General features: G+C 66.3%; 20 protein-coding genes and 1 tRNA gene. 14 read left to right on the plus strand and 7 right to left on the minus strand.

Annotation, left to right across the window (positions count from 1 at the left end; translation table 11 throughout):
• Nucleotides 1-18: 18 nt before the first annotated feature.
• Both NDI85_RS16010 and NDI85_RS16015 read right to left on the minus strand, forming a co-directional pair.
• Nucleotides 19-1,050 carry a Gfo/Idh/MocA family protein gene (locus NDI85_RS16010; RefSeq protein WP_188999720.1) on the minus strand — a complete coding sequence of 344 codons (1,032 nt, stop codon included), beginning with the start codon at nucleotides 1,048-1,050 and terminating at the stop codon, nucleotides 19-21.
• Between the two features lie 29 nt (nucleotides 1,051-1,079).
• Nucleotides 1,080-3,296, minus strand: a complete 2,217-nt coding sequence (locus tag NDI85_RS16015) for a TrmB family transcriptional regulator (RefSeq protein ID WP_188999716.1) — start codon at nucleotides 3,294-3,296, stop codon at nucleotides 1,080-1,082.
• 124 nt (nucleotides 3,297-3,420) lie between these two features.
• Between NDI85_RS16015 and NDI85_RS16020 the strand changes: the two genes are divergently transcribed.
• The 6 genes from NDI85_RS16020 to NDI85_RS16045 are packed head-to-tail and all read left to right on the plus strand — an operon-like array spanning nucleotide 3,421 to nucleotide 10,612.
• The gene (locus NDI85_RS16020) at nucleotides 3,421-5,544 is read left to right on the plus strand and encodes a glycoside hydrolase family 32 protein (protein WP_310916332.1); all 2,124 of its coding nucleotides are present in this window, start codon (nucleotides 3,421-3,423) and stop codon (nucleotides 5,542-5,544) included.
• Nucleotides 5,545-5,594: 50 nt separating this feature from the next.
• Complete coding sequence (locus tag NDI85_RS16025) at nucleotides 5,595-6,734, plus strand: ABC transporter ATP-binding protein (RefSeq protein ID WP_188999711.1); 1,140 nt, start codon at nucleotides 5,595-5,597, stop codon at nucleotides 6,732-6,734.
• Nucleotides 6,735-6,776: 42 nt separating this feature from the next.
• Nucleotides 6,777-8,165, plus strand: a complete 1,389-nt coding sequence (locus NDI85_RS16030) for an extracellular solute-binding protein (RefSeq protein WP_310916333.1) — start codon at nucleotides 6,777-6,779, stop codon at nucleotides 8,163-8,165.
• A gap of 6 nt (nucleotides 8,166-8,171) precedes the next feature.
• Nucleotides 8,172-9,095 carry a carbohydrate ABC transporter permease gene (locus tag NDI85_RS16035; RefSeq protein ID WP_229783163.1) on the plus strand — a complete coding sequence of 308 codons (924 nt, stop codon included), beginning with the start codon at nucleotides 8,172-8,174 and terminating at the stop codon, nucleotides 9,093-9,095.
• Nucleotides 9,088-9,957: a carbohydrate ABC transporter permease gene (locus tag NDI85_RS16040; RefSeq protein WP_166967932.1), complete on the plus strand. Its 870-nt coding sequence runs from the start codon at nucleotides 9,088-9,090 to the stop codon at nucleotides 9,955-9,957. Before NDI85_RS16035 ends, NDI85_RS16040 begins: the two co-directional genes overlap by 8 nt.
• A 4-nt stretch (nucleotides 9,958-9,961) precedes the next feature.
• Nucleotides 9,962-10,612 carry a DUF624 domain-containing protein gene (locus NDI85_RS16045; protein WP_188999689.1) on the plus strand — a complete coding sequence of 217 codons (651 nt, stop codon included), beginning with the start codon at nucleotides 9,962-9,964 and terminating at the stop codon, nucleotides 10,610-10,612.
• Between the two features lie 21 nt (nucleotides 10,613-10,633).
• Here NDI85_RS16045 and NDI85_RS16050 read toward each other — a convergent pair whose 3' ends face one another.
• The 4 genes from NDI85_RS16050 to gnd form a co-directional block, all read right to left on the minus strand.
• A complete protein-coding gene (locus NDI85_RS16050) occupies nucleotides 10,634-11,347 on the minus strand; it encodes a type II CAAX endopeptidase family protein (protein ID WP_310916334.1) in 714 nt (237 codons plus the stop codon).
• Between the two features lie 234 nt (nucleotides 11,348-11,581).
• Nucleotides 11,582-11,654: transfer RNA gene (locus tag NDI85_RS16055), tRNA-Arg, on the minus strand.
• 49 nt (nucleotides 11,655-11,703) lie between these two features.
• Nucleotides 11,704-12,288 (minus strand): 2Fe-2S iron-sulfur cluster-binding protein, encoded by a 585-nt coding sequence (locus tag NDI85_RS16060; RefSeq protein WP_244995585.1) that lies wholly within the window; start codon nucleotides 12,286-12,288, stop codon nucleotides 11,704-11,706.
• A 301-nt stretch (nucleotides 12,289-12,589) separates the two neighbouring features.
• Nucleotides 12,590-13,486 (minus strand): phosphogluconate dehydrogenase (NAD(+)-dependent, decarboxylating), encoded by an 897-nt coding sequence (gene gnd / locus NDI85_RS16065; RefSeq protein ID WP_188999683.1) that lies wholly within the window; start codon nucleotides 13,484-13,486, stop codon nucleotides 12,590-12,592.
• A gap of 133 nt (nucleotides 13,487-13,619) precedes the next feature.
• On the opposite strand from gnd, the gene NDI85_RS16070 reads away from it, so the two are divergent.
• From NDI85_RS16070 to NDI85_RS16105, 8 genes are all read left to right on the plus strand, one after another.
• Nucleotides 13,620-13,919: an SHOCT domain-containing protein gene (locus NDI85_RS16070; protein WP_310916335.1), complete on the plus strand. Its 300-nt coding sequence runs from the start codon at nucleotides 13,620-13,622 to the stop codon at nucleotides 13,917-13,919.
• Between the two features lie 345 nt (nucleotides 13,920-14,264).
• Complete coding sequence (locus NDI85_RS16075; protein WP_188999677.1) at nucleotides 14,265-15,347, plus strand: aminopeptidase; 1,083 nt, start codon at nucleotides 14,265-14,267, stop codon at nucleotides 15,345-15,347.
• 383 nt (nucleotides 15,348-15,730) lie between these two features.
• The gene (gene rimI, locus NDI85_RS16080; protein ID WP_188999673.1) at nucleotides 15,731-16,225 is read left to right on the plus strand and encodes a ribosomal protein S18-alanine N-acetyltransferase; all 495 of its coding nucleotides are present in this window, start codon (nucleotides 15,731-15,733) and stop codon (nucleotides 16,223-16,225) included.
• A 43-nt stretch (nucleotides 16,226-16,268) separates the two neighbouring features.
• Complete coding sequence (locus NDI85_RS16085; RefSeq protein WP_188999654.1) at nucleotides 16,269-16,682, plus strand: DUF5810 domain-containing protein; 414 nt, start codon at nucleotides 16,269-16,271, stop codon at nucleotides 16,680-16,682.
• 24 nt (nucleotides 16,683-16,706) lie between these two features.
• Nucleotides 16,707-17,120, plus strand: a complete 414-nt coding sequence (locus NDI85_RS16090; RefSeq protein ID WP_188999651.1) for a DUF5809 family protein — start codon at nucleotides 16,707-16,709, stop codon at nucleotides 17,118-17,120.
• Nucleotides 17,120-17,545 carry a hypothetical protein gene (locus tag NDI85_RS16095; protein WP_188999646.1) on the plus strand — a complete coding sequence of 142 codons (426 nt, stop codon included), beginning with the start codon at nucleotides 17,120-17,122 and terminating at the stop codon, nucleotides 17,543-17,545. The genes NDI85_RS16090 and NDI85_RS16095 overlap by 1 nt, the downstream gene beginning before the upstream one ends.
• Nucleotides 17,542-18,084: an NUDIX hydrolase gene (locus tag NDI85_RS16100; protein WP_310916336.1), complete on the plus strand. Its 543-nt coding sequence runs from the start codon at nucleotides 17,542-17,544 to the stop codon at nucleotides 18,082-18,084. Before NDI85_RS16095 ends, NDI85_RS16100 begins: the two co-directional genes overlap by 4 nt.
• 66 nt (nucleotides 18,085-18,150) lie before the next feature.
• Nucleotides 18,151-18,516, plus strand: a complete 366-nt coding sequence (locus tag NDI85_RS16105; RefSeq protein ID WP_310916337.1) for a rhodanese-like domain-containing protein — start codon at nucleotides 18,151-18,153, stop codon at nucleotides 18,514-18,516.
• A 284-nt stretch (nucleotides 18,517-18,800) separates the two neighbouring features.
• On the opposite strand, the gene NDI85_RS16110 is transcribed toward NDI85_RS16105, so the two are convergent.
• Complete coding sequence (locus tag NDI85_RS16110; protein ID WP_310916338.1) at nucleotides 18,801-19,445, minus strand: metal-dependent hydrolase; 645 nt, start codon at nucleotides 19,443-19,445, stop codon at nucleotides 18,801-18,803.
• Between the last annotated feature and the right edge of the window lie 9 nt (nucleotides 19,446-19,454).

The raw sequence follows: 19,454 nt of genomic DNA on the forward strand, positions 1-19,454 counted from the left end.
CGCCGACGAGCGACTACGTCACCCGTCCGTGAGGTCGTCGACGTGGACGGTTTCGCCCCGCTGGGCCGCCTCGTAGGCGCTTTCGAGGAACGCTGTCACCGCCAGTCCGTACTCCCCGGTGACGACGGAGTCGGCCGTGCCCTCGACGGCGTCGACGAAGTTGCGGAGTTTCCGGCGGGTCAGCGTCTCGAAGTCCCGGTCGCCGTCGACGCTCACCTCGCGAGTCGACTGTGGCGTCGTGACGGTCAGGTCGCCGTCCGAGAGCGAGACGTGGCCCTCGGTCCCCCAGACCGTGATACCGTCGTCGGGTGCGATATCGGTGCCGGCACCGCTGACACAGACGCTCGCCGTGATCCGCTGGCCGTCCGCGTCCAGCGTCGCCGCGAGGGCGCTGTTGACGTCCACGTCGTGACCCCGTTCGTCGACGATGCCGGTCACCGCCGTCGGGTCCGCGTCAAGCACCCACAGCATCGCGTCGACGAGGTGCGTCCCGGAGTCGAACAGTTGTCCGCCGCCGGAGAGCGACGGCGTGGTGCGCCACGTCCCCTCGTGGTCGGTTATCCACCGCTGGCCCAGATAGGCGTTGACGGTGTGGGGCGTGCCGACCTCGCCCGACTGGACGATACGCCGGAGTTCGGCGAACAGCGGGTCGAAGTGGCGCTGGAACCCGACCTGCAACACCCGGTCTCGGTCGGCCGCCGTCTCGACCAGTTCACGCGCCGTCGACAGTTCCGTCGTCAGCGGCTTCTCGACGAAGGCGTGGCAGTCCGCCTCCAGCGCCGCCATCGTGTGGTCGTGATGGAGGGTGTGGGGCGTACAGATACTGACCGCGTCTAGTTCGTCGCCGTGGCCGTCGAGCAGTTCCTCGACCGACTCGTAGGCCGGTCGGTCGAACGCGTCTTCGAACGTCTCGCGGGCGTCGGCCGAGACGTCGACGCCGCCGACGAGCGTCACGTCGTCGAAGGCGGTGTACTGTCGACACTCCTGACGGCCGAGTCGCCCGAGGCCGATGGCTCCGATAGCAACTGTCACGTCCGGTGTGACGACCATCGTGGTGATAAAACCAGTTCCGTGGGCCGCTACTCCGCGAAGAACGCCTCGTACTCGGAGATAAACGTCCGAATCTCCCGAGATTCAGGGGACTTCTTGTGTCGCATGAAGTAACTGGCGACGGTGTTCGCCAGTACGAGGGCGGCACCGTCGGAAAGTCCCTCGGCCAGTGCGAGCGTCATCCCGCTGAGGAAGTGCTCGTCGACGTTCCGGAGTTGATGTGGGTTCACGACCTGCGGAGCTTTCACCGAAAGCACGTCGTCACGGGAGGCGAGCGTCGCGCCCCGCTGTGAGTGCATCACGTACCGGGTCACGTCGAACCGCTCGCGGACGCGCTGGACGGTCGGTACCGTCTCCTCGTCGGAGCGCTGTAACAGGATGTCACGGAACCGGCGGGTCTGGTTTCGGTTCGCCGTTATCGTCACGGGGACGACGTCGTCGAGCGCACCGAGCGCCTCACAGCCGCGTTCGAGTTCTTCGGCCGATAGCTGGTCGACTTCGCCGGGGACGAAGTGGACGTGTTCGGGTGGAGAACTGAGCCGCGGCCAGATGTCGTCTCTGAGGTGGTCGACGATGTCCACCAGTTCCGGCGTCGAGTACCACGACCCCATGTTGACGACGGACCGTCCGTCGATGTACTCGGCGAACGCCGAGGCCCCGATTCGGTCCTCGATGCGCGCCCAGTTCAGCGGTTCGGGGTTCGGTTCCGTCAGCAGGAACTTCCGGTCCTCGAACCAGACGTAGTCGGTGCTGGTAGTCCGGCCGAGGCTGACGAGCGTCTGGTCGCGGAACTTTCGGGCGAACTCGGCCCGTATCGGGTCGCCCATCCGCCCGATGAGCGTCACGTCGTACCCGAGTTCGTCGAAGACGCCACCGACGTGGGCGATGAGGCCGCCGGGTTCGGTGCGGGTCTGGCGCCACTCGACGCGGGGCGGCGTCTCGCTGGCCTCGTAGCGGACGAGCGCCTCCCGGAAGGCGTCGAACTGGCGAATCTGCTCGTACTCGCCGCCGGGCCGACGCTGGATGAACTCGCGCATGCGGTCGATGAACGCATCGAAACAGAGGGCGACGGACCCGTTGCCGAACTCGGGAGGCAGTTCCGCCTTGCACGCCTCCAAGTGGCGTCGCGTCTCGTCGTCGATTTTGGCTGCGTGGCTCGTCCCGTTTTGCCGCAATTCGATGCTGTAGGCGGTGTAATCGACGTTGCGCGTTCCGACGCCGCCGACGGTAATCTTCGGGGACGTGAGCGATTCCGTCGCCGTGTCGACGCTGAGTGTCAGGGACGAGCGGACGTCGTACTCCGTGTAGTAGTAACTGGTCAGGGTCCCCGTCTCGGTCACCTCCTCGCCCGTCTCGGTGTCGTATCCCTCGAAGGTAATCTCGAAGGCGTCGACCGGTTGGCTGTCGGTCAGGACGGAGACGTCGGCGAGGCAGTCACGGATGCGCATGTACTGTCGCGGCAGCGTCGGGCGCTTAGACGACCGCTCCAGCGGTTGCGCGAGCGGCCATATCGACTCGGAGACGAACCGGTCGAGGACCATCGCCAGACTCGGGTTCGTGACGTAGTAGCCCTGTCCCTCGTCTTCGACGTAGTCGCGGCCCTCCTGCACCCAGTAGAGCCCCCGGCTACGGTCGGTAGTCAGAGCGAAGTCCTCCCGCGTCGAGACCACGCGCGCCTCGTCGACCGTGCCGGGGATAGACTCGTGCAAGGACTCCTCCTCCAGTTCGTCCGGTGACGCGTTCGAGAGCACGAGACGCACTTGCTGGTCAGCGCACTGTTCGAGGTCGTCGACGACCGCGGAGAGTCGGTCGACGGGGAGGAGCAACAGGATGTCGTGTTCGGCCGTCTGCAAGAGGTCGCTGACGTACCGCTTGATGGTGCTCTCGCTCTTGAACAGGGCGACGCCACTCTCGACGGTCTCGACGGTGTCGTGGAGTTCCTCCAGATACTCCTCGGCCCGGGAAATCTGGTCGCGGATGGAGGAGAGCGCCTCGGAGGGGTCCACGGCGTAGGCCTTCCGCGGGTAGTCGTCGATGACCTCCACGAACCCGCGCTCACGGAGGCCGTCGACGATGTCGTAGACGCGCTGTTTCGGGACATCGCTGGTCTCCGCGATGTCGGTCATCGTCTGGGTCCCACCCCGGACGAGTGCGAGATACACCTCCGTCTCGTAGGTCGTCAGGTCGACGTTGTCTTCGAGTGTCTCCCTGAGGAGGGCGAGTTTCGCGTCGTCCTCTGCAGTCATTGTCGTGTGCTAGAGTTTCCGCAATAAGCCGTTTGCTGAACACGACCGGTGCCCGGAACCATGGTGGACAATGACGTGACCGACACACATAAACCTAAAGAAAATCCTCACGATAGTTGTGAAAATGGATAACTCGAACGCCACTCTCGGGACGGGCCCTCGTCCCCAGACGACGCTTCTCGTCACCGAGACGCCGATTGAGCCCGATTTGCCGTACGAGACGCACCCGCTCGCGGACCTCTCCGTCGAGGCGCTCGACGAGTACGACGTCCTCTGGATGCACTGCGAGTCGGCGCTTGACGACGCCGCTAGACAGCGACTCGCCGCGGTCGGTGGGGAACTGACAGCGTTCGTCGCGGACGGCGGTGGTCTCCTCCTCACCCACGGCGCCGTCGAGGCGGCGGCCGAACTCGGTATCGAGGCGCACGAACCGGATTCGGTCGGACGCGTCGACGCCGACGAGACGGGGTTCCTCGTCCGCCGCCTCTTCGAGGATCACCCGATATTCGGCGGCATCGACGGTCTCCGCCCCAACGGCGCACCCGCCACAGACGCCGTCTCGGTCCATTACGACTCGCTCCATCCGAACGACGCCGACGTTCTCGCGGCCCGACGCGACGACGGCACCGACCGGCCAAATCTCAAGTCGCTCCTCTGCTGGGAGGTCGGTGACGGTCGGGTCGTCGGCGTCGGCCACGGCCTCGCTGCCCTCCAGACTGACGTACAGGAGACGCTCCTCGACAACTGCCTCGCCTACGCCGCGGGCGAGGGGTCGGACCCACGGACTGTCGGCCGGCCGAAGGGACGCGAGGAGTTCGAGGCGATGCGCGAGGCGGTCCCTGACGCGAACCACCGCCCCGCCTATCACTTCACGCCGCCCGCGAACTGGCTCAACGACCCCAACGGCCTCGTCCAGTGGAACGGCCGCTATCACCTCTTCTATCAGTACAACCCGGCGGGGCCGTTCCACGACAGCATCCACTGGGGCCACGCCGTCTCCGACGATCTCGTCCACTGGGAGGACGAACCGATAGCGCTCGCACCCGACCCGGACGGTCCGGACGCCGTCGGCGTCTGGTCCGGGTGTTTCGTCGACGACGAGGGCACGCCGAGCGTGATGTACACCGGCGGCGACGACGGGGACCAACTGCCGTGTCTCGCTCGCGCCGAGGACGACTCGCTGCGGACGTGGACCAAGGCGGCCGAGAACCCGCTCATCACGGAGATGCCCGCCGACGTGGACGTGTTACAGAGCATCGACTGGCGCGCGGAGTTCCGCGACCACTGCGTCTGGCGGACGGGTGAGACGTGGTACCAGATTGTCGGGTCAGGCATCGAGGGCGAAGGGGGTGCAGCCCTCCTGTTCGAGTCCGAGGACCTCCTCGAATGGGAGTACTGCCACCCGATTCTGACCGGCGATTGGCGCAAGACCGGCCCGATATGGGAGTGTCCGGAACTCCTGCGGTTCGACGAGGGGTCGCTGCTCCACGTCTCGGACTACTCGAAGGTCGCGTACTTCAGCGGCGAGTACGACGAGGCGGCAAAGCGGTTCGAACCCGAGGACCACGGCGTCCTCGACCACGGCGTCTTCTACGCGCCGCAGTCGTTCGCGGCGGACGACGGCCGGACGCTCATGTTCGGGTGGCTGAAGGAGGGCCGAGACAGAGAAGCCCAGTGGGACGCCGGGTGGTCCGGCGCCATGTCGCTCCCGCGCGTCGTCTCACTGGCGGCGGACGGCACGCCGGAGTTCTCGCTCCCGACGGAACTCGAAGCCCTCCGCGAGACCCATCACTCGTTCAGTGACCTCACCGTCTCCCCGGACGGGACGAATCCGCTCGCCGATATCGAGGGGGACACGCTGGAGGTGAAGATGACCGTCGACGCGCGGAACGTCGGCGAGTTCGGCCTCGTTCTGCGTGAGACGCCCGACGGCGAGGAACGCACCGTCGTCCGCTGTAAGATTCGCCATCGCGAGGTAGTCGTCGACCGCTCTCAGTCGTCCAACAGCGACGCGGCGGCCGACAGTTCGGACTCGATGCCCCTCACGCTCGACGAGGACGGGACGTTCTCGTTGCACCTGTTCCTCGACCGGTCGGTCCTCGAACTGTTCACGAACGACGCGCAGGCGCTCACCTCCCGAATCTACCCGACACGCCCGGATAGCACGGGGGTCGGGCTGTATGCCGACGACTGCGAAGTTACCGTCAGGTCCCTCGACGTCTGGGAACTCGCCACTACAAAGGATTAATCACTCTAGTTGGGAAAACTTGAAATAGTAGCACACGAGTGTTGTTGTCGATGGGTCGTATCACAATAGACAATGTACGAAAGGAGTACGACTCCGACGCTGGGACGATTCGGGCCGTCGACGACGTGAGCCTGAACGTCCAAGACGGGGAGTTCCTCACGATAGTCGGTCCCTCCGGGTCCGGCAAGTCGACGCTCCTCCGGATGATCGCCGGACTGGAGGACATCACTGGTGGGGAGATACGTATCGACGACACCGTCGTCAACAACATCGCGCCGCAGAACCGTGGCGTCGCTATGGTGTTCCAGAACTACGCGCTCTACCCGCACATGAGCGTCCGCCAGAACATGTCCTACGGGTTGAAACTGACCACGGACCTCGGTGACGACGAGATCCGTCGGCGCGTCGAGGACACGGCGGAGATGATGGGCATCGGCGACTTGCTGGACAAGAAGCCTAACAACCTCTCCGGCGGGCAACAACAGCGGGTCGCCACCGGTCGCGCCATCGTCCGGCAACCGGACGTGTTCCTGTTCGACGAACCGCTCAGCAACTTAGACGCCAAGCTTCGCCTCCACATGCGCACGGAACTCCAGCGCATTCAGGAGGAACTGGAGACCACCTCCGTCTACGTCACACACGACCAGACGGAGGCGATGACGATGTCCGACCGCATCGTCATCCTCAACGACGGGACGATTCAGCAGGTCGGGACGCCGGCCGAGGTGTACGCCGACCCGGTCAACAAGTTCGTCGCGGACTTCATCGGGTCGCCCTCGATGAACTTCTTCGACGTCTCGCTGGATGACGGCGTCCTCTACGGCGACGACTTCGAGTACGCGATTCCGAGCGACTTAGCGAACGTCGTCCGCCAGAACGCGCGGAGCGACGACCTCGTCCTCGGCATCCGACCGGAACACGTCACCGTCGACACCGACGGCGCCGACACCGTGGCGGCGACGCTGGACGTCCTCGAACACGAGGGGAGCGACAACTACCTCTACCTCTCGGAGGGCGACACCGAGTGGACGGTCCGCGTCGACGGCAACACGCGGTTCGAGTGGGGCGAGACGGTCGAGTTCTCGCTCCCGCCGGAACACCTGCACGTCTTCGACGCCGAGACGGGCGAGAACCTCGTCGTCGACGAGGGCGTGACGGCCGACGTCGACGGATCCTCGGTCACCGCATAGCGCGATAGGAATTACCAACGATAGTAAATAATACGACAACTCATGTCACGAAACACCACCGAATCCGACGAACCGAACAGCACGAAACTCACTCGCCGCCGCGCACTGAGCGCTGGTGGGGCCGCACTCGCCACCGGTATCGCCGGGTGTGCCGGCCTGACCGGCGGTGGCGGTAGCGGTGGCGGCAGTAGCAGCGACGGGAGCGGCGACGGCGGGTCCAGCGGCGACGTCGAGATCGACTACTGGATGTACTTCGGTGCACAGGAGCGCGAGGAGATGACGGCTCTCATCGAGGATTTCAACGCCCAGGACAACGGTATTCACGTCAACGCACAGGGCATCCCGTTCTCGGAGTTCCTCAACAAACTGTTCACCGCGGTCAACTCCGGCAACGCACCGCACGTTGCGAGTTACTACGGCTCCTACGGCCGCCACCTGAAACCTATCACCCACTCCATCGACGACTACCTCTCCGACGGGGCCGCGAACAAGTACTTCGACATCGCGTGGGAGAACCTGCAGGTCGACGGGTCCACCTACGCGCTCCCCATCGACATCCACGGGAAGGCGCTGTACACGAACGACAGCGTGCTGGAGTCGGCCGGCGTCGACCCGGACTTCTCGGACTGGCAGGCGTTCTCCGAGGCCTGTGACACCATCGTCAGCGACACCGACTCCCGGGCGTTCTCGTTCCTCAACTGGAACTCCGGGCAGGCCGCGTTCCGCGCGTACATCATCGCACTCACGCAGGCCGGCGGCGACATCGTCACCGGCGACCCGGGGAGCTACGAGGTGGCCTACGACAACGAGGTCGGGATGCAGACGGCCGAACTGATGAGCAAGGTCACGGGCGAGTTCGGCTGGGACACCCCGCAGTTCCAGAGCGACTCCGCACGCGTACAGGACTTCCTCGCCGGCGACCTCGGGATGTTCATCGCCGGGACGTGGTCGGTCAACAACTTCGAGAACGAGAGCGGCGAACTCCCGGAAGGCCTCGACTTCAGCTTCCAGAAGCCGTTCATGTTCCCGGGCGACGGCGACGAGGTGGCGTGGTGTGAGTCCAACTCGCTGTACTTCCCGACGAACTCGAACCACACGGACGCCGAGAAGCAGGCCGCCGTCGAGTTCGCCGAGTACGTCACACAGAACAACACGCTGTGGGCGTCGGCCGGCGGCCACCTGCCCGCGGCCAAATCCGTTGCCACCTCCAGCGAGGTCAAGAACACCGCGCTCTGGCAGGACTACGGCACCATCTCGACCATGTACGAAATGGTCTCCGACGGGCAGGTCCGCTACCAGCCCAAGACGTCCGTCCACATCAACAGCAACCGGTTCTGGGGGCCGTTCATGGACATGTACCTCCAGAACACCGACGTTCAGACCGGTGTGACTAACAGCGCCAACGCGCTCCAGCAGGCTCTGGACCAATAAGCAATCATGAGCAACGTCGAAGCGACCACAGACAACCGGACCGCGAGCCGCTGGGAACAGCTGTTCGACCGGTCCACCCGGGAGTTGCTCGTGGGGTTGCTGTTCGCGGCCCCGTACCTCGTGTTGTTCTCGGTGTTCCTGCTGTACCCCCTGCTGAAGGGGCTGTACATGAGCCTCCACGAGTGGAACTTCCTCGAACCGTCGAAGTCGACGTACGTCGGCTTGGAGAACTACGCCAGACTGCTGGAAGACCCCGCGTTCTGGAACGCGCTGTGGAACACGCTCGAGTTCGTGGGCATGACTGTCCCGCTCATCGTCGGTGTCAGTCTCGTCCTCGCACTCGGGTTGAACAAGGAACTGAAAGGCAGTCGCCTCCTGCAGTTCGTCTACTTCAGCCCGTACGTGCTGACCGTCTCTGTCGTCGGTATCGTCTGGGCACAGATGTTCGCACAGGGCGGCGTCGGCACGCAGTACTTCGGGTGGCTGTTCAGCGGATCGCCGCTGAACTCGAAGTTCTGGGCCATGCCGGTCATCGTCGTGACGACGGTGTGGTGGCAGGCCGGCTTCTACTTCGCCGTCCTGCTCGCGGCCCGACAGAACGTCCCCGAGCGACTGTACGAAGCCGCCCGCCTCGACGGGGCCGGTCCGTGGCGCATGTTCCGGGACATCACGCTTCCGCACATGAAGAACGCGCTCCTGTTCGTCGTCATCGCCTCGACCATCTTCCAGTTCCAGGTGTTCGGCCAACCGTACCTGATGACGAAGGGCGGTCCGGTCGGCAACACGGAGACGCTCGTGTACTACCTCTACGAACTCGGGTTCCAGACGCGCGAACTCGGGTTCGGGGCCGCCGTGGGCTACACGCTGCTGTTGATACTGGTCGGCGTGTCGGTCCTGAACTACGTCCTCGTCGGAGGGAACGATGAGTAACGCCGACGCCACCCAATCGGTGACCGAGCGTCTCACCGACCGGGACACGCTCTACCGAATCGGCCTGTACGCCGTGATGTACGGGCTGGCGGTGGTGTTTTTCGTCCCCTACTGGCGGATGTTCCAGTTGTCGGTGACGCCTATCGCCGTCCTCTCGCAGGGCGGGTTCAACTGGATACCGCCGGAGATTACCTTCGCGGTGTGGCAGCGCTACCTGATCGAAGAGCCAATCATCTACCAGTGGGCGTTCAACACGCTCACCATCGCCAGCATCACGACCGCTATCGTGTTGCTCGTCGACTCGATGATCGCCTTCTCGATCACTCGGCTGGAGTGGCCCGGACGAGGACTGATTCTGGGTATCATCATGGCGAGCTTCATGATTCCGGGCTACGTGAACATCATCCCGCTGTACACGCTCATCAACGACCTCGGCCTGATGAACTCCTACTGGGCCATCATCCTCCCGTTCGCGGCCGGCCCGCTGGGCGTGTTCCTGCTCGTCCAGTTCTTCCGGGACATCCCCGAGGAACTGGAGGAGGCGGCGCGGCTGGACGGCTTCTCGTCGCTGCGCATCTACGCGCGCATCATCCTGCCGCTGTCGACGCCCATCCTGACCGCGCTGGGCCTGTTCGTGTTCATCTGGAGCTGGAACCAGTTCCTCTGGCCGCTCATCGTCCTGAACGACGACGCGCTGTACACGCTGCCCGTCGGCGTGGTGACCCTGCGGGACGTGAACGCGCTGGCACCGAACGTCATCATGACGTCGCTCGCGCTGGCGTCGCTCCCGCTGTTCATCGTCTTCCTGCTGTTCCAGGACAAACTCATCTCTAGCGTCCAGATGCAGGCGGGGACGGGATGACGTCATGACCGGAGAAACCGATCAGGCGGCGTTTCGACGCGCTATCGCCGAGGTGCCGGGGTTCGTCTATCACAACGGCCTCCGGCTCGCGCTGGTCAGCCTCGCGTGGGTCGTCGCCTCGCTGCCGTTGGTGACTATCGGCCCGGCCACGCTGGCGGCGTACGCCGCGATTCGCGGCCTCCGGAGCGACCGCAACCGCATCGACCGAGCCAACGTGTGGGCCGTCGTGCGCCGGAACGGCGTGGCGAGCGCGCTGTTCAGCGGCGTTCCCGTCGCCTTCGGCGCCGTCGCCGTCACCTACGGCGTGACAGCGCTCCGAGAGGGGTCGCTGGCCGGCGAAGTCGTCGCGCTCGTCGCGGCCTACGTCGCGCTGTACGTCGCGCTCGCGCTGATTCCCGCGTACGTCGAACTGGCGCGCGGGTCCGACCCGGTGGCAGCGTTCCGCTACGGTGTCGGCTGGTTGGCTCGCCACCCCACGCCCGCGCTGGCAACCGGACTGCTGACTCTCGTCGTTCTCGCGGTGACCGCCGTCCTCACCGTCGCGTTCGTCCTGCTGTTCGCCGGCGTCGCGTTCTCGCTGCAGGTGGCCGTCGTCGAGACCGTCGACGACCGGACCAACGAGACGTCGGTCGCGGCGGGTGCCACTGCCTGCTAACCGCCCGCATTTCTCCCCCGTTCAGACCGTGAGGAAGGTCGCGACCAACAGGAGCGCGTTGTAACTGCCGTGGGCGACGATGGGAACCAGCAGATTGCCCGTCCGCTCGTAGATGGTGCCGAAGACCACGCCGCCGACGGTGACGACGGCGACACCGGTCAGCGCACCGACGACCGACCCGGTGAAGTTCAACAGGTGGATGCTCCCGAAGACGAGACTCGACAGCGCGATTGCGACGGCGGGGCCGAACGACCGCCGGAGTCGCCCCTGAATCGCGCCGCGAAAGAGCAGTTCCTCCGCGGGCGCGACGAGGACGACCGAGAGCGCCGCCAGTCCGAGCGCGACCCGCGGGTCGGCCGTGATGGGGTCCTCGAACACGCTCCCTTCGGGGGCCAGCCCCAGCGACGCGAACAGCACGCTGAGACCGAGCGCAGCGACGAGGGTGACGACGAGTCCGCCGACCATGTACCGGACGTCCCGCCGCGTCGGCCAGCGAACCCGCACGCCCTCGTGGCGTCGGACGTAGAGATAGCCGACGACTAGGAAGGCGAGTTGCCCTGCCGCGGCGAGTACGAGGAACCCACCCGGACTCCCGACGGCCGGGCCGAACAGCACGAGCGGGACAGTGAACACGACACCGAAGACGACGCTGACCGCCAGGCCCGCGATAAGCAACCCGACGGCGACGCCGAGGGCGCGGAGCGACTCACTCACGTTCGCCCGTTTGCCGACCATACGTCACTCTGTGTGGCGGGCTGGCAAAAGTATGCGCCGCGTGAGCCGCGGGCGTGGCCCCCGCCCGCGAGGGTCTGCACCGACGCCAGACGTGCTCACTACTCACGTTCTTGCAGGAAGAGCGGGCGGCGAGGGATTTGAACCCGACTGCGAGACTCACTTCGCTCGTCTCGCGTGGTTCAGAATCCCTCGCTGCCGGTTCGCTCACCGCTCGTAGAACTCGGGTTCGCTGCACGGGCGGCGAGGGATTTGAACCCCCGACCATCTGGTCCGGAACCAGGCGTTCTGTCCGCTGAACTAGCCGCCCACGTACCGAGATACTCCGAAACCGCTTGTAAGCGTTGTGAACCCGCGAGTCAGGGCGATTCGCTCGTCTCGATGGTGAAGTCGTCGACGGGGTAGGCGACACAGGTCAGACAGTAGCCGTCCTCCATGTCGTCCTCGAACAGCGACTCGTTCTGGCTGTGTCGGATGTAGTCCTCGGCCGGGCCGTCCTGAATGTGGCCGGCACAGGAGATACACTGGCCCTGCCGGCAGGCGTAGGGCAGGTCCCAGCCCTCCTCTTCGCCGGCGTCGAGGATGGTCTCGTTGTTGGCGACCTCGATGGTCTCGCCTTCCTTCGCGAACTCGATCTCGTAGTACTCGACCTCGTCGTCGGCGATAGAGTCGGGGTCGAAGCCTTCGTCTTCCTCCTCGGCTTCGTCTCCCTCGGCGAGTTCGCCCTCCGCACCGCCGGCGGGGATGGCGGCCGCACCGCCACCGCCGATGGAGCGGTTGTACGGTTCGGCGAAGTCGGTCTCCGGGACCGACGCGGCGCGCTGTTCGAGGACTTCCTGGGAGATGTCTTCCGGCGCCTCCCAGCCGGTCCCCTTCGCGTAGTGGAACGCCACCACGATGAGGGTCAGCGTGGCCCCGCCGAGGAGCCCTGCGAGTTCAACCATGTGCGCGGCTATGGAGTACTGGTTTAACTAAGCTTTGGATTCGCCCGTTTCGCCGTCCCCGCCGGGAGAAACGCCCCCTCGCTGCTCACGGGTCGCTTCGCTCACGGTTGGCCTGTTCGCGTTCGAGGCGCTTCGTGCCTCGCGCTCCCCGTTCGCTATTCGAGGGCCGCTCACTGCGTTCGCGCCCCTCGCTGCTCACGGGTCGCTTCGCTCACGGTTGGCCTGTTCGCGTTCGAGGCGCTTCGTGCCTCGCGCTCCCCGTTCGCTATTCGAGGGCCGCTCACTGCGTTCGCGCCCCTCGCTATCTCCGCGGCACGTCGTGCCGGCCGAACCCGTAGCGGAGGCGACTCGCGAGGCGTCGCGAGAACCGGCCGTCGTCGGCCCGCGACCCGAATCGCTCGGCCAGCGCCTGATAGATGAGCGGGACCGGCACCTCCTGTTCGAGGGCTTCCTGCACCGTCCACGTTCCCGTCGAGCCGCCCTCGACGCGGTCGGCCACGTCGCCGAGGTCGTTACCCTCCTCGCGGAACGCCTCCTCACACAGCTCTAAGAGCCACGAGCGGATGACCGCGCCGTTGTTCCACGTTCGTGCGACGGCCTCTAAGTCGAGGTCGTAGCGGCCGTTGGCGAGCAGTTCGAACCCCTCGCCGTAGGTCTGCATCAGGGCGTACTCGACGCCGTTGTGGACCATCTTCACGTAGTGGCCCGACCCGGCCGGGCCCATGCGGTCGTGGCCCGCCGGCCCGGTGGCGACGGCGTCGAACACCGGCGTCAGTTCGTCGTAGGCCCACTGGGGACCGCCGACCATCAACGAGAACCCGTGTTCCGCGCCGGCGGGACCGCCGGAGGTCCCGCAGTCGAGGTACGCGGCGTCGGTCGACTCCGCGCGGCGAATCGAGTCCTCGAAGTAGGAGTTCCCGCCGTCGACGACCACGTCCTCGCCGTCGACTATTCCGTCGAGTTCGTCGAGCGCGGCGTCGACGGGGTCGCCCGCCGGGACCATCAGCCAGATGCGTTTCGCCTCGCCCAGCGAATCGGCGAGGGCCGGAATCGAGTCGGCCGGCCGCGCACCCGCGTCGGCGGCGTCGGCCACCGCGTCCTCGTCGATGTCGAAGACGACGACGTCGTGACCGGCGTCGAGTACGCGGTCGACGACGATACGTCCCATGCGTCCGAGTCCGATGACGCCTAGTTCCATACGCGGGGACTCGCCGAGCGCACAAGTAGGGGTTCCGATTCAGTGCGTCGGCGGGGTGGGCGCGTCGGTTTCCGACGTTTAGTGAGTACTCACTCAGATTTATCACGCCGGGGCCCATAGCTATCACGCACAGATGCACACGACACACGATACGACACCGCTCGCAGGCGCCCTCTCACTCGGTATCCTCGCTGTCGGTTTCGGCGGTCTCGCCCTCGGCGTCCCGTGGGCGTGGGTCGCCTTCCCGGTGGGATACGGCGGTGTCCTCCCGCTAGCGCTGGGGCTGGCACAACGGCGACGCGAACCGGAGACGCTCACTGACGACGCCGGCGACGACGCATTGGCGACACTCCGCGAACGGTACGCTACCGGCGAGATAGACGAACGGGAGTTCGAGGCGCGCGTCGAGGGATTGCTGGAGACGGAGCGGTGAGGACGGGGCCACGCCGAACGCGAGGGGCCGTTCGGCGTCGGCATACGGGTCAACCGCTGGTGGGCGCTCTCCCGCTCGCTCCCCATCCCGCTTACACTTCGGGTGGTCCGCGGACTGCGCTGTGACTCCGATAGCGGCTTGTTCGGGAGTCCAACGCGGTTCTCGTGGCAGTCTTCGGGTTCGTCCAGCACTGGGCCTATCGTACAGATATCCGTACCGCCGCGTGGCCGGGTCTGCTACGCGCCCTGACGCGGTTGCGTGGCTGTCGGCCGGACGGCACTCCCGACGCCGACACCTCGCTCGGAGAGGCGGTACGTTTTCCCGGTCGCCGTCCCTCGACGGCGCATGGACGAACGCGTACGCGAGCACGCACGGACGCTGGTCGACTGGAGCGCCCGCATCGAGGCGGGTGACGACGTCGTCGTACAGGTCGACGAGGGGGCACACGACCTCGCCGTCGCCGTCGCAGCGCACCTCGGTACACGGGGGGCGAACCTGCTTTCGACGTACAGTTCCGCCGAACTGCGGCGCGCCTATCTCCGGGCCCACGACGGCGCGTTCGACGCCGACCCCGAGTACGAACTCGCGATGTACGAGCGCGCCGACAGCGTGTTGATACTGAAAGGCTCCACCAACACCGCCGGCACCGCCGACGTGCCCAGCGAACGGCGGCAGGCTCACTCGAAAGCCCGACGAGCCATCCGCGAGGCGCGTCTTCACACCGACTGGGTGTCGACCCAGCACCCGACGCGAGCGATGGCCCAGCAGGCGGGCATGGCCTACGAGGCCTACGAGGACTTCGTCTACGACGCCACGCTCCGGGATTGGGAGGCACTCGCCGAGGAGCAGGCGCAGTTGAAGGAGCTACTGGACGCCGGCGACACCGTCCGCATCGTCACCGACGGCACCGACCTCACGATGTCGATCGAGGGCCGCACGGCGGTCAACTCCGCCGCCAGTGTCGCCTACGACTCGCACAACCTCCCTTCGGGCGAGGTGTTCACTGCCCCCGAGGGTACCGAGGGCGTCGTCACGTTCGACGTACCGATGACGATTCAGGGCCGGCGGGTGCGGGACGTCGAGTTGACCTTCGAGGACGGCGTCGTCGTGGACTTCGCCGCCGAGCAGGGCGAGGCGGTCATCGAGGAGGTGCTGGCGACCGACGACGGCGCCCGCCGACTGGGAGAACTCGGTATCGGGATGAATCGCGGCGTCGACCGGGTCACCGACAACATCCTCTTCGACGAGAAGATGGGCGGAACCGTCCATCTAGCGCTCGGCCGAGCCTACGACGCGTGCTTGCCAGACGGTGTCGCTGGCAACGACAGTGCAGTCCACGAGGACCTCATCACGACGATGGGGGCGGGGTCACGGCTGGAAGTCGACGGCGACGTGGTGCAAGAAGACGGCAAGTTCCGGTGGGAATAGCGAGGGGCGCGACCGAAGTGAGCGGCCCTCGGCGGAGCGGCGACCGGAGAGAGCCGTAGAGCAGTAGCGAGGGGCGCGTCGACGGTCGCTCTGACTCGCCGGTCTTCGGTCCGGTGTCTAGAGACGTGACGACCAGACACGCGGCTATCGGATGCGCGTAGTCACTCCGAGCGGAAGCGATCGGAAAGAGGGGGTGGGGGTGGGGGGTGGTGGCACCCAAAGTGGGTGCAGCCGTAGCTTCGACGGTGATAATTAAGAACCTTCCGGCCAAGCCGTCCCGTGGTACGACGGTATAAATACATTTCAATCGTGATAGTCAGGGTCAGTGATCACTCGGCGAGTCGGCGGCAACACCTTTGTGTACTCACACCATACCCAGAGACGTGACAACCGTCGCACCGGACGGTCCAGACGGGGCCGACAGTCCGACGGTCCGGCAGGCAGAGCGGGCCGACTTGCTGGAGATTCACCGCATCGAGCAGTCGGTGTTCCCGCAGCCGTGGCCGTTCTCGGCGCTGGAGAGCTATCTGGGGGAAGAGGGGTTTCTGGTGGCGGAGACGGACGGTCCCGAGGACGTTCCGTCGGTGGCGGGCTACGTCGTCGCCGACACCGTCCCGAATCACGGGACGCCGCTGGGCCACATCAAGGACATCGCGGTGCGCGAGGAGTACCGACGGCAGGGCGTCGCCAGCGCGCTGCTGGAACGGGCGCTGGGCGTCCTCGCCGTGGCGGGCGCCGGGTCGGTCAAACTGGAGGTCCGGGCCGACAACCACGGGGCGCGACGCCTCTACCGACAGTTCGGGTTCGAGCACCGCAAGACCATTCCGAACTACTACAGCAACGGCGAGAACGCGCTCGTGATGGTCCGGTTGCGCTGAGACCCGACGGCATATACCGCTGGGACGTCTCTGTGGACGTACAATGGGATACGCCTGTCCAGTGTGTGGTGACCCACAGTCCGACGCCGGCCACCTCGCGAACCATCTCGCCTTCACGGCGCTGACCGGTGGCGACGACCACGAGGCGTGGTTGGACGACCACGTCGACGACTGGGGCCAGATGGGGGAATCGGAACTGGCCGAGGCCGTCGTCGACCACGCCGAGGAGACGGAGTTCCCGCAGGTGTTCGAGGAGAGCGGCGTCGACGACGGGGGCCACGACCACGAACACGACCACGGACACACCCCGACGAGCGACCTGCCGCCGGGGGCCGACAGTCAGCGGGGCTCCCGCTCCATGAGCGAGGACGACCGGTCGGTTCTCGCCGAGGCCCGCGACCTCACGCGGGAGATGCTCGACGAGGACGCCGACCAGTCCGAAGACGAAACCGAATAAGCCTGCCGTCCCCTACACCCGTCCATGGAGACAGAGGGGCAGTTCTCGCCGACGACAGTCGCCGAGGCGCGTGACCGCTACGAGGCGTTCGGCCCGACCGCACAGGTCGTGGTCAAGGAGGTCGCGAAGGCGATGGGGCTGGACGCCGAGGAGTACAGCGAGCGAGTCACGGGCGAGGTGGTCGAGACGGCGCGTGACGTCCTCTTCGCCGAGTCGCTCGCCGTGACCGTCGGGACGACCGAGGAGTTCGAGTCGTGGCGGGCCGACGCCGACCACGACGTGACCGTCGTCGGGTCCGAGAACGTCGACAACGTCGTCTGGCACGCGCCGCCGTTCGCCGACGAAGCGGTGGCGGCGACCTTCCAGTCCGAGCGCCGGGCCGCCGTCGGCACCCTCCGACGACAGGCCTTCGGTCGCATCTACAGCGAGGTCGTCTGATGCGGACGGTCACTCGCAACTTCGTTCTGGGCGTGGCCGTCGTCGTCGTCCTCTTGCTGGCGCTGGGGGCGCTCCCGAGTTACCTCAAGAGCGGCGACCCGTATTACCTCACCGCGACGGCCGAAGGGAACGCCACGGCCCTCGACGGGAACGCCAGCGCCGTGAACGCCAGCACCCTCTCGGCCCAGCGGTATCCCTTCACGACGGCGGCGCTCGAAAACGCGACGGCCAACGGGAGCGACGGGACCGGCCAGTCCGACCCCTACTGGCGCGGCCCCGTCGGACTGAAAGGCGCGTTCACGCACTCGCCGTTCGACGAACTCGACGCCCTCCGCCAGCGAGTGCCCGAGGCCGCCGCCGACGAGACGGTACTGGTCCGACACGACGGTACGCTTTACCGCCTCGCGGTGACACAGCAACCATGAGCCGAGAGCCGACCTACGACTGGCCCGTCGTCGAATCGGAAGCCGAGTACGAGACCGGGTGGTACACCGGCGGCTACGACCGCGTGCGCCAACCCGACGGCTCCGAGAAGGACTACTACTGGGCCGAACTGCCAGACGCCGTCGTCGTCGTCGCGCGCACGGGCGAGGAACTCGTGATGGTCGATCAGTTCCGCCCGACCATCCGCGAGCAGTGTCTGGAACTCCCCGCCGGCATCGTCGAGGACGGCGAGTCCTACACGACAGCGGGTGCCCGCGAACTCCGCGAGGAGACGGGGTTCGAGCCGTCCGGCGTCTCGTTGCTGGAGGACTTCTGGTGTTCGACGGGCGTGTTACGACACCGCCGGGGTATCGTCTTCGCGGAGGGACTAAAACCGGTCGACCGAGACTTAGACGACAACGAGTTCCTCTCGGTGACGACCGTTCCCATCGAGGACGCTCTGGCCGTTGCTCGCCGCGAACCGGCCAACGACGCCACTATCGAAGGTATCCTGCTCGCACAGGCCGAGGACTTGCTGTAGACCGCTGTGTGCGAGCGCCCACCCGCGTCCGGTGAACGTTTAGGCTTCGACCGCTAGCAGTCGCACATGGACGGCGAAATCGGGAGCGATGAACTCCGGTCGCTACTCGACGACGAGGACGCCCGCGTCGTAGACATCCGCCCGCCGGCGGCCTTCCAGCGAGGCCACATCCCCGGCAGCGAGAACGTCCCGTTCCAGTCGCTCGTCGACGAGGTCGAACGGTTCGAGGGTGTGGACCGCGTCGTGACGGTGTGTCCCCACGGGAAATCGAGCGTGCAGGCCGCCCGCCTGCTGGCCTCCTACGAGGGGTTCGACGGGACGGTCGAGAGCTTCGAACCCGGCCTCGACGGGTGGGACGGACCGCTCGAAGACGCCGCGTCGGCGGAGACGGCCGAAGCGGCGGCCGACGAAGGCCCGGACGCCCCGTTCTGAGAAAGGCCGTCTCGGCATCCAGACGGCGCTCGTGACAGGCCCACACAGCGGAACAACGTCTTCGAGCGACTGGAACGGGATATTAGGGCGTCGGCCCACTCGCCGTCGCGCTTTCGCTCGGCGACGCCGGCCTCCAGTCGGTTTCCGATGCGGTGACAGTCCGCGGCGGAACGCATCCGGAGCTCTCGGGAGTGTCCCATAGGCTATTGGGGGCGGTTTCGTCCGGAGTGTGACAGGTCGGTGTCGGGTTCCCGTCCCGCCGTTTTCCAGCCGAAGCGAGCGGGTCAGGACCGGAACCGGATCGCCACCGTCGTCGCACCGCTTTCCGTCTCCTCGACGGTGACGGCCGGTAGCACCGCTGCGAGGCGGGCCGGGAAGCGCGCAGAGAGGGCCGAGAACCGCCTGCGAACGAGCGTGTAGCCACCCGCGACGGCGACCAGCCAAAACAGCGCGGCCTCGACCGTCGACCCGGACGCTGGCGAGCGTATCGCAGTGGCGGCGGCGACGAGTGCGAGGAGCCAGTCTTCGGGTGCACCGGAGTAGCGCACGTACCGTCGCGGGCGGTGCCACGCGCCGAGCGCGTGGTTGTACACCGCCCGTTCGGTGGTCGGGTTCCACGGTTCGGCCTCGACACTCCCGGCGAGCACGTCCGAACAGGTGTGGACGGCCGCCGACCCGACGAGGACCGCCGCGAGGAGGAGCGTCCCGGACGGTGCAACGACGTAGCCCACGGTCAGGAGGAACGCGAGCACGCTGTAGCCGACCGGGTAGTGGAGGGTCTTCCGGTGGTCGGCGACGATGTCGAGGTCGGGTAGGATACCGCCGAGGAAGGCGACTACGAGGAGGGGCAGGGCTACCGTATCGGGTAGCGCGGGCGTAGCGAGGGCCACGAGCGCGACGCTCACGGCCCCGTGGGTCAGGGCCATCATACGCCTATT

Source organism: Haloarcula sp. S1AR25-4 (genome assembly GCF_031624555.1).
GTDB lineage: Archaea > Halobacteriota > Halobacteria > Halobacteriales > Haloarculaceae > Haloarcula > Haloarcula pellucida.

Bases quoted from the DNA above. Each gene is read 5' to 3' on its own strand.
- NDI85_RS16010 (WP_188999720.1), bottom strand. From the start codon at position 1,050: ATGGTCGTCACACCGGACGTGACAGTTGCTATCGGAGCCATCGGCCTC.
- NDI85_RS16015 (WP_188999716.1), bottom strand. From the start codon at position 3,296: ATGACTGCAGAGGACGACGCGAAACTCGCCCTCCTCAGGGAGACACTC.
- NDI85_RS16020 (WP_310916332.1), top strand. From the start codon at position 3,421: ATGGATAACTCGAACGCCACTCTCGGGACGGGCCCTCGTCCCCAGACG.
- NDI85_RS16025 (WP_188999711.1), top strand. From the start codon at position 5,595: ATGGGTCGTATCACAATAGACAATGTACGAAAGGAGTACGACTCCGAC.
- NDI85_RS16030 (WP_310916333.1), top strand. From the start codon at position 6,777: ATGTCACGAAACACCACCGAATCCGACGAACCGAACAGCACGAAACTC.
- NDI85_RS16035 (WP_229783163.1), top strand. From the start codon at position 8,172: ATGAGCAACGTCGAAGCGACCACAGACAACCGGACCGCGAGCCGCTGG.
- NDI85_RS16040 (WP_166967932.1), top strand. From the start codon at position 9,088: ATGAGTAACGCCGACGCCACCCAATCGGTGACCGAGCGTCTCACCGAC.
- NDI85_RS16045 (WP_188999689.1), top strand. From the start codon at position 9,962: ATGACCGGAGAAACCGATCAGGCGGCGTTTCGACGCGCTATCGCCGAG.
- NDI85_RS16050 (WP_310916334.1), bottom strand. From the start codon at position 11,347: ATGGTCGGCAAACGGGCGAACGTGAGTGAGTCGCTCCGCGCCCTCGGC.
- NDI85_RS16060 (WP_244995585.1), bottom strand. From the start codon at position 12,288: ATGGTTGAACTCGCAGGGCTCCTCGGCGGGGCCACGCTGACCCTCATC.
- gnd (WP_188999683.1), bottom strand. From the start codon at position 13,486: ATGGAACTAGGCGTCATCGGACTCGGACGCATGGGACGTATCGTCGTC.
- NDI85_RS16070 (WP_310916335.1), top strand. From the start codon at position 13,620: ATGCACACGACACACGATACGACACCGCTCGCAGGCGCCCTCTCACTC.
- NDI85_RS16075 (WP_188999677.1), top strand. From the start codon at position 14,265: ATGGACGAACGCGTACGCGAGCACGCACGGACGCTGGTCGACTGGAGC.
- NDI85_RS16085 (WP_188999654.1), top strand. From the start codon at position 16,269: ATGGGATACGCCTGTCCAGTGTGTGGTGACCCACAGTCCGACGCCGGC.
- NDI85_RS16090 (WP_188999651.1), top strand. From the start codon at position 16,707: ATGGAGACAGAGGGGCAGTTCTCGCCGACGACAGTCGCCGAGGCGCGT.
- NDI85_RS16095 (WP_188999646.1), top strand. From the start codon at position 17,120: ATGCGGACGGTCACTCGCAACTTCGTTCTGGGCGTGGCCGTCGTCGTC.
- NDI85_RS16100 (WP_310916336.1), top strand. From the start codon at position 17,542: ATGAGCCGAGAGCCGACCTACGACTGGCCCGTCGTCGAATCGGAAGCC.
- NDI85_RS16105 (WP_310916337.1), top strand. From the start codon at position 18,151: ATGGACGGCGAAATCGGGAGCGATGAACTCCGGTCGCTACTCGACGAC.
- NDI85_RS16110 (WP_310916338.1), bottom strand. From the start codon at position 19,445: ATGATGGCCCTGACCCACGGGGCCGTGAGCGTCGCGCTCGTGGCCCTC.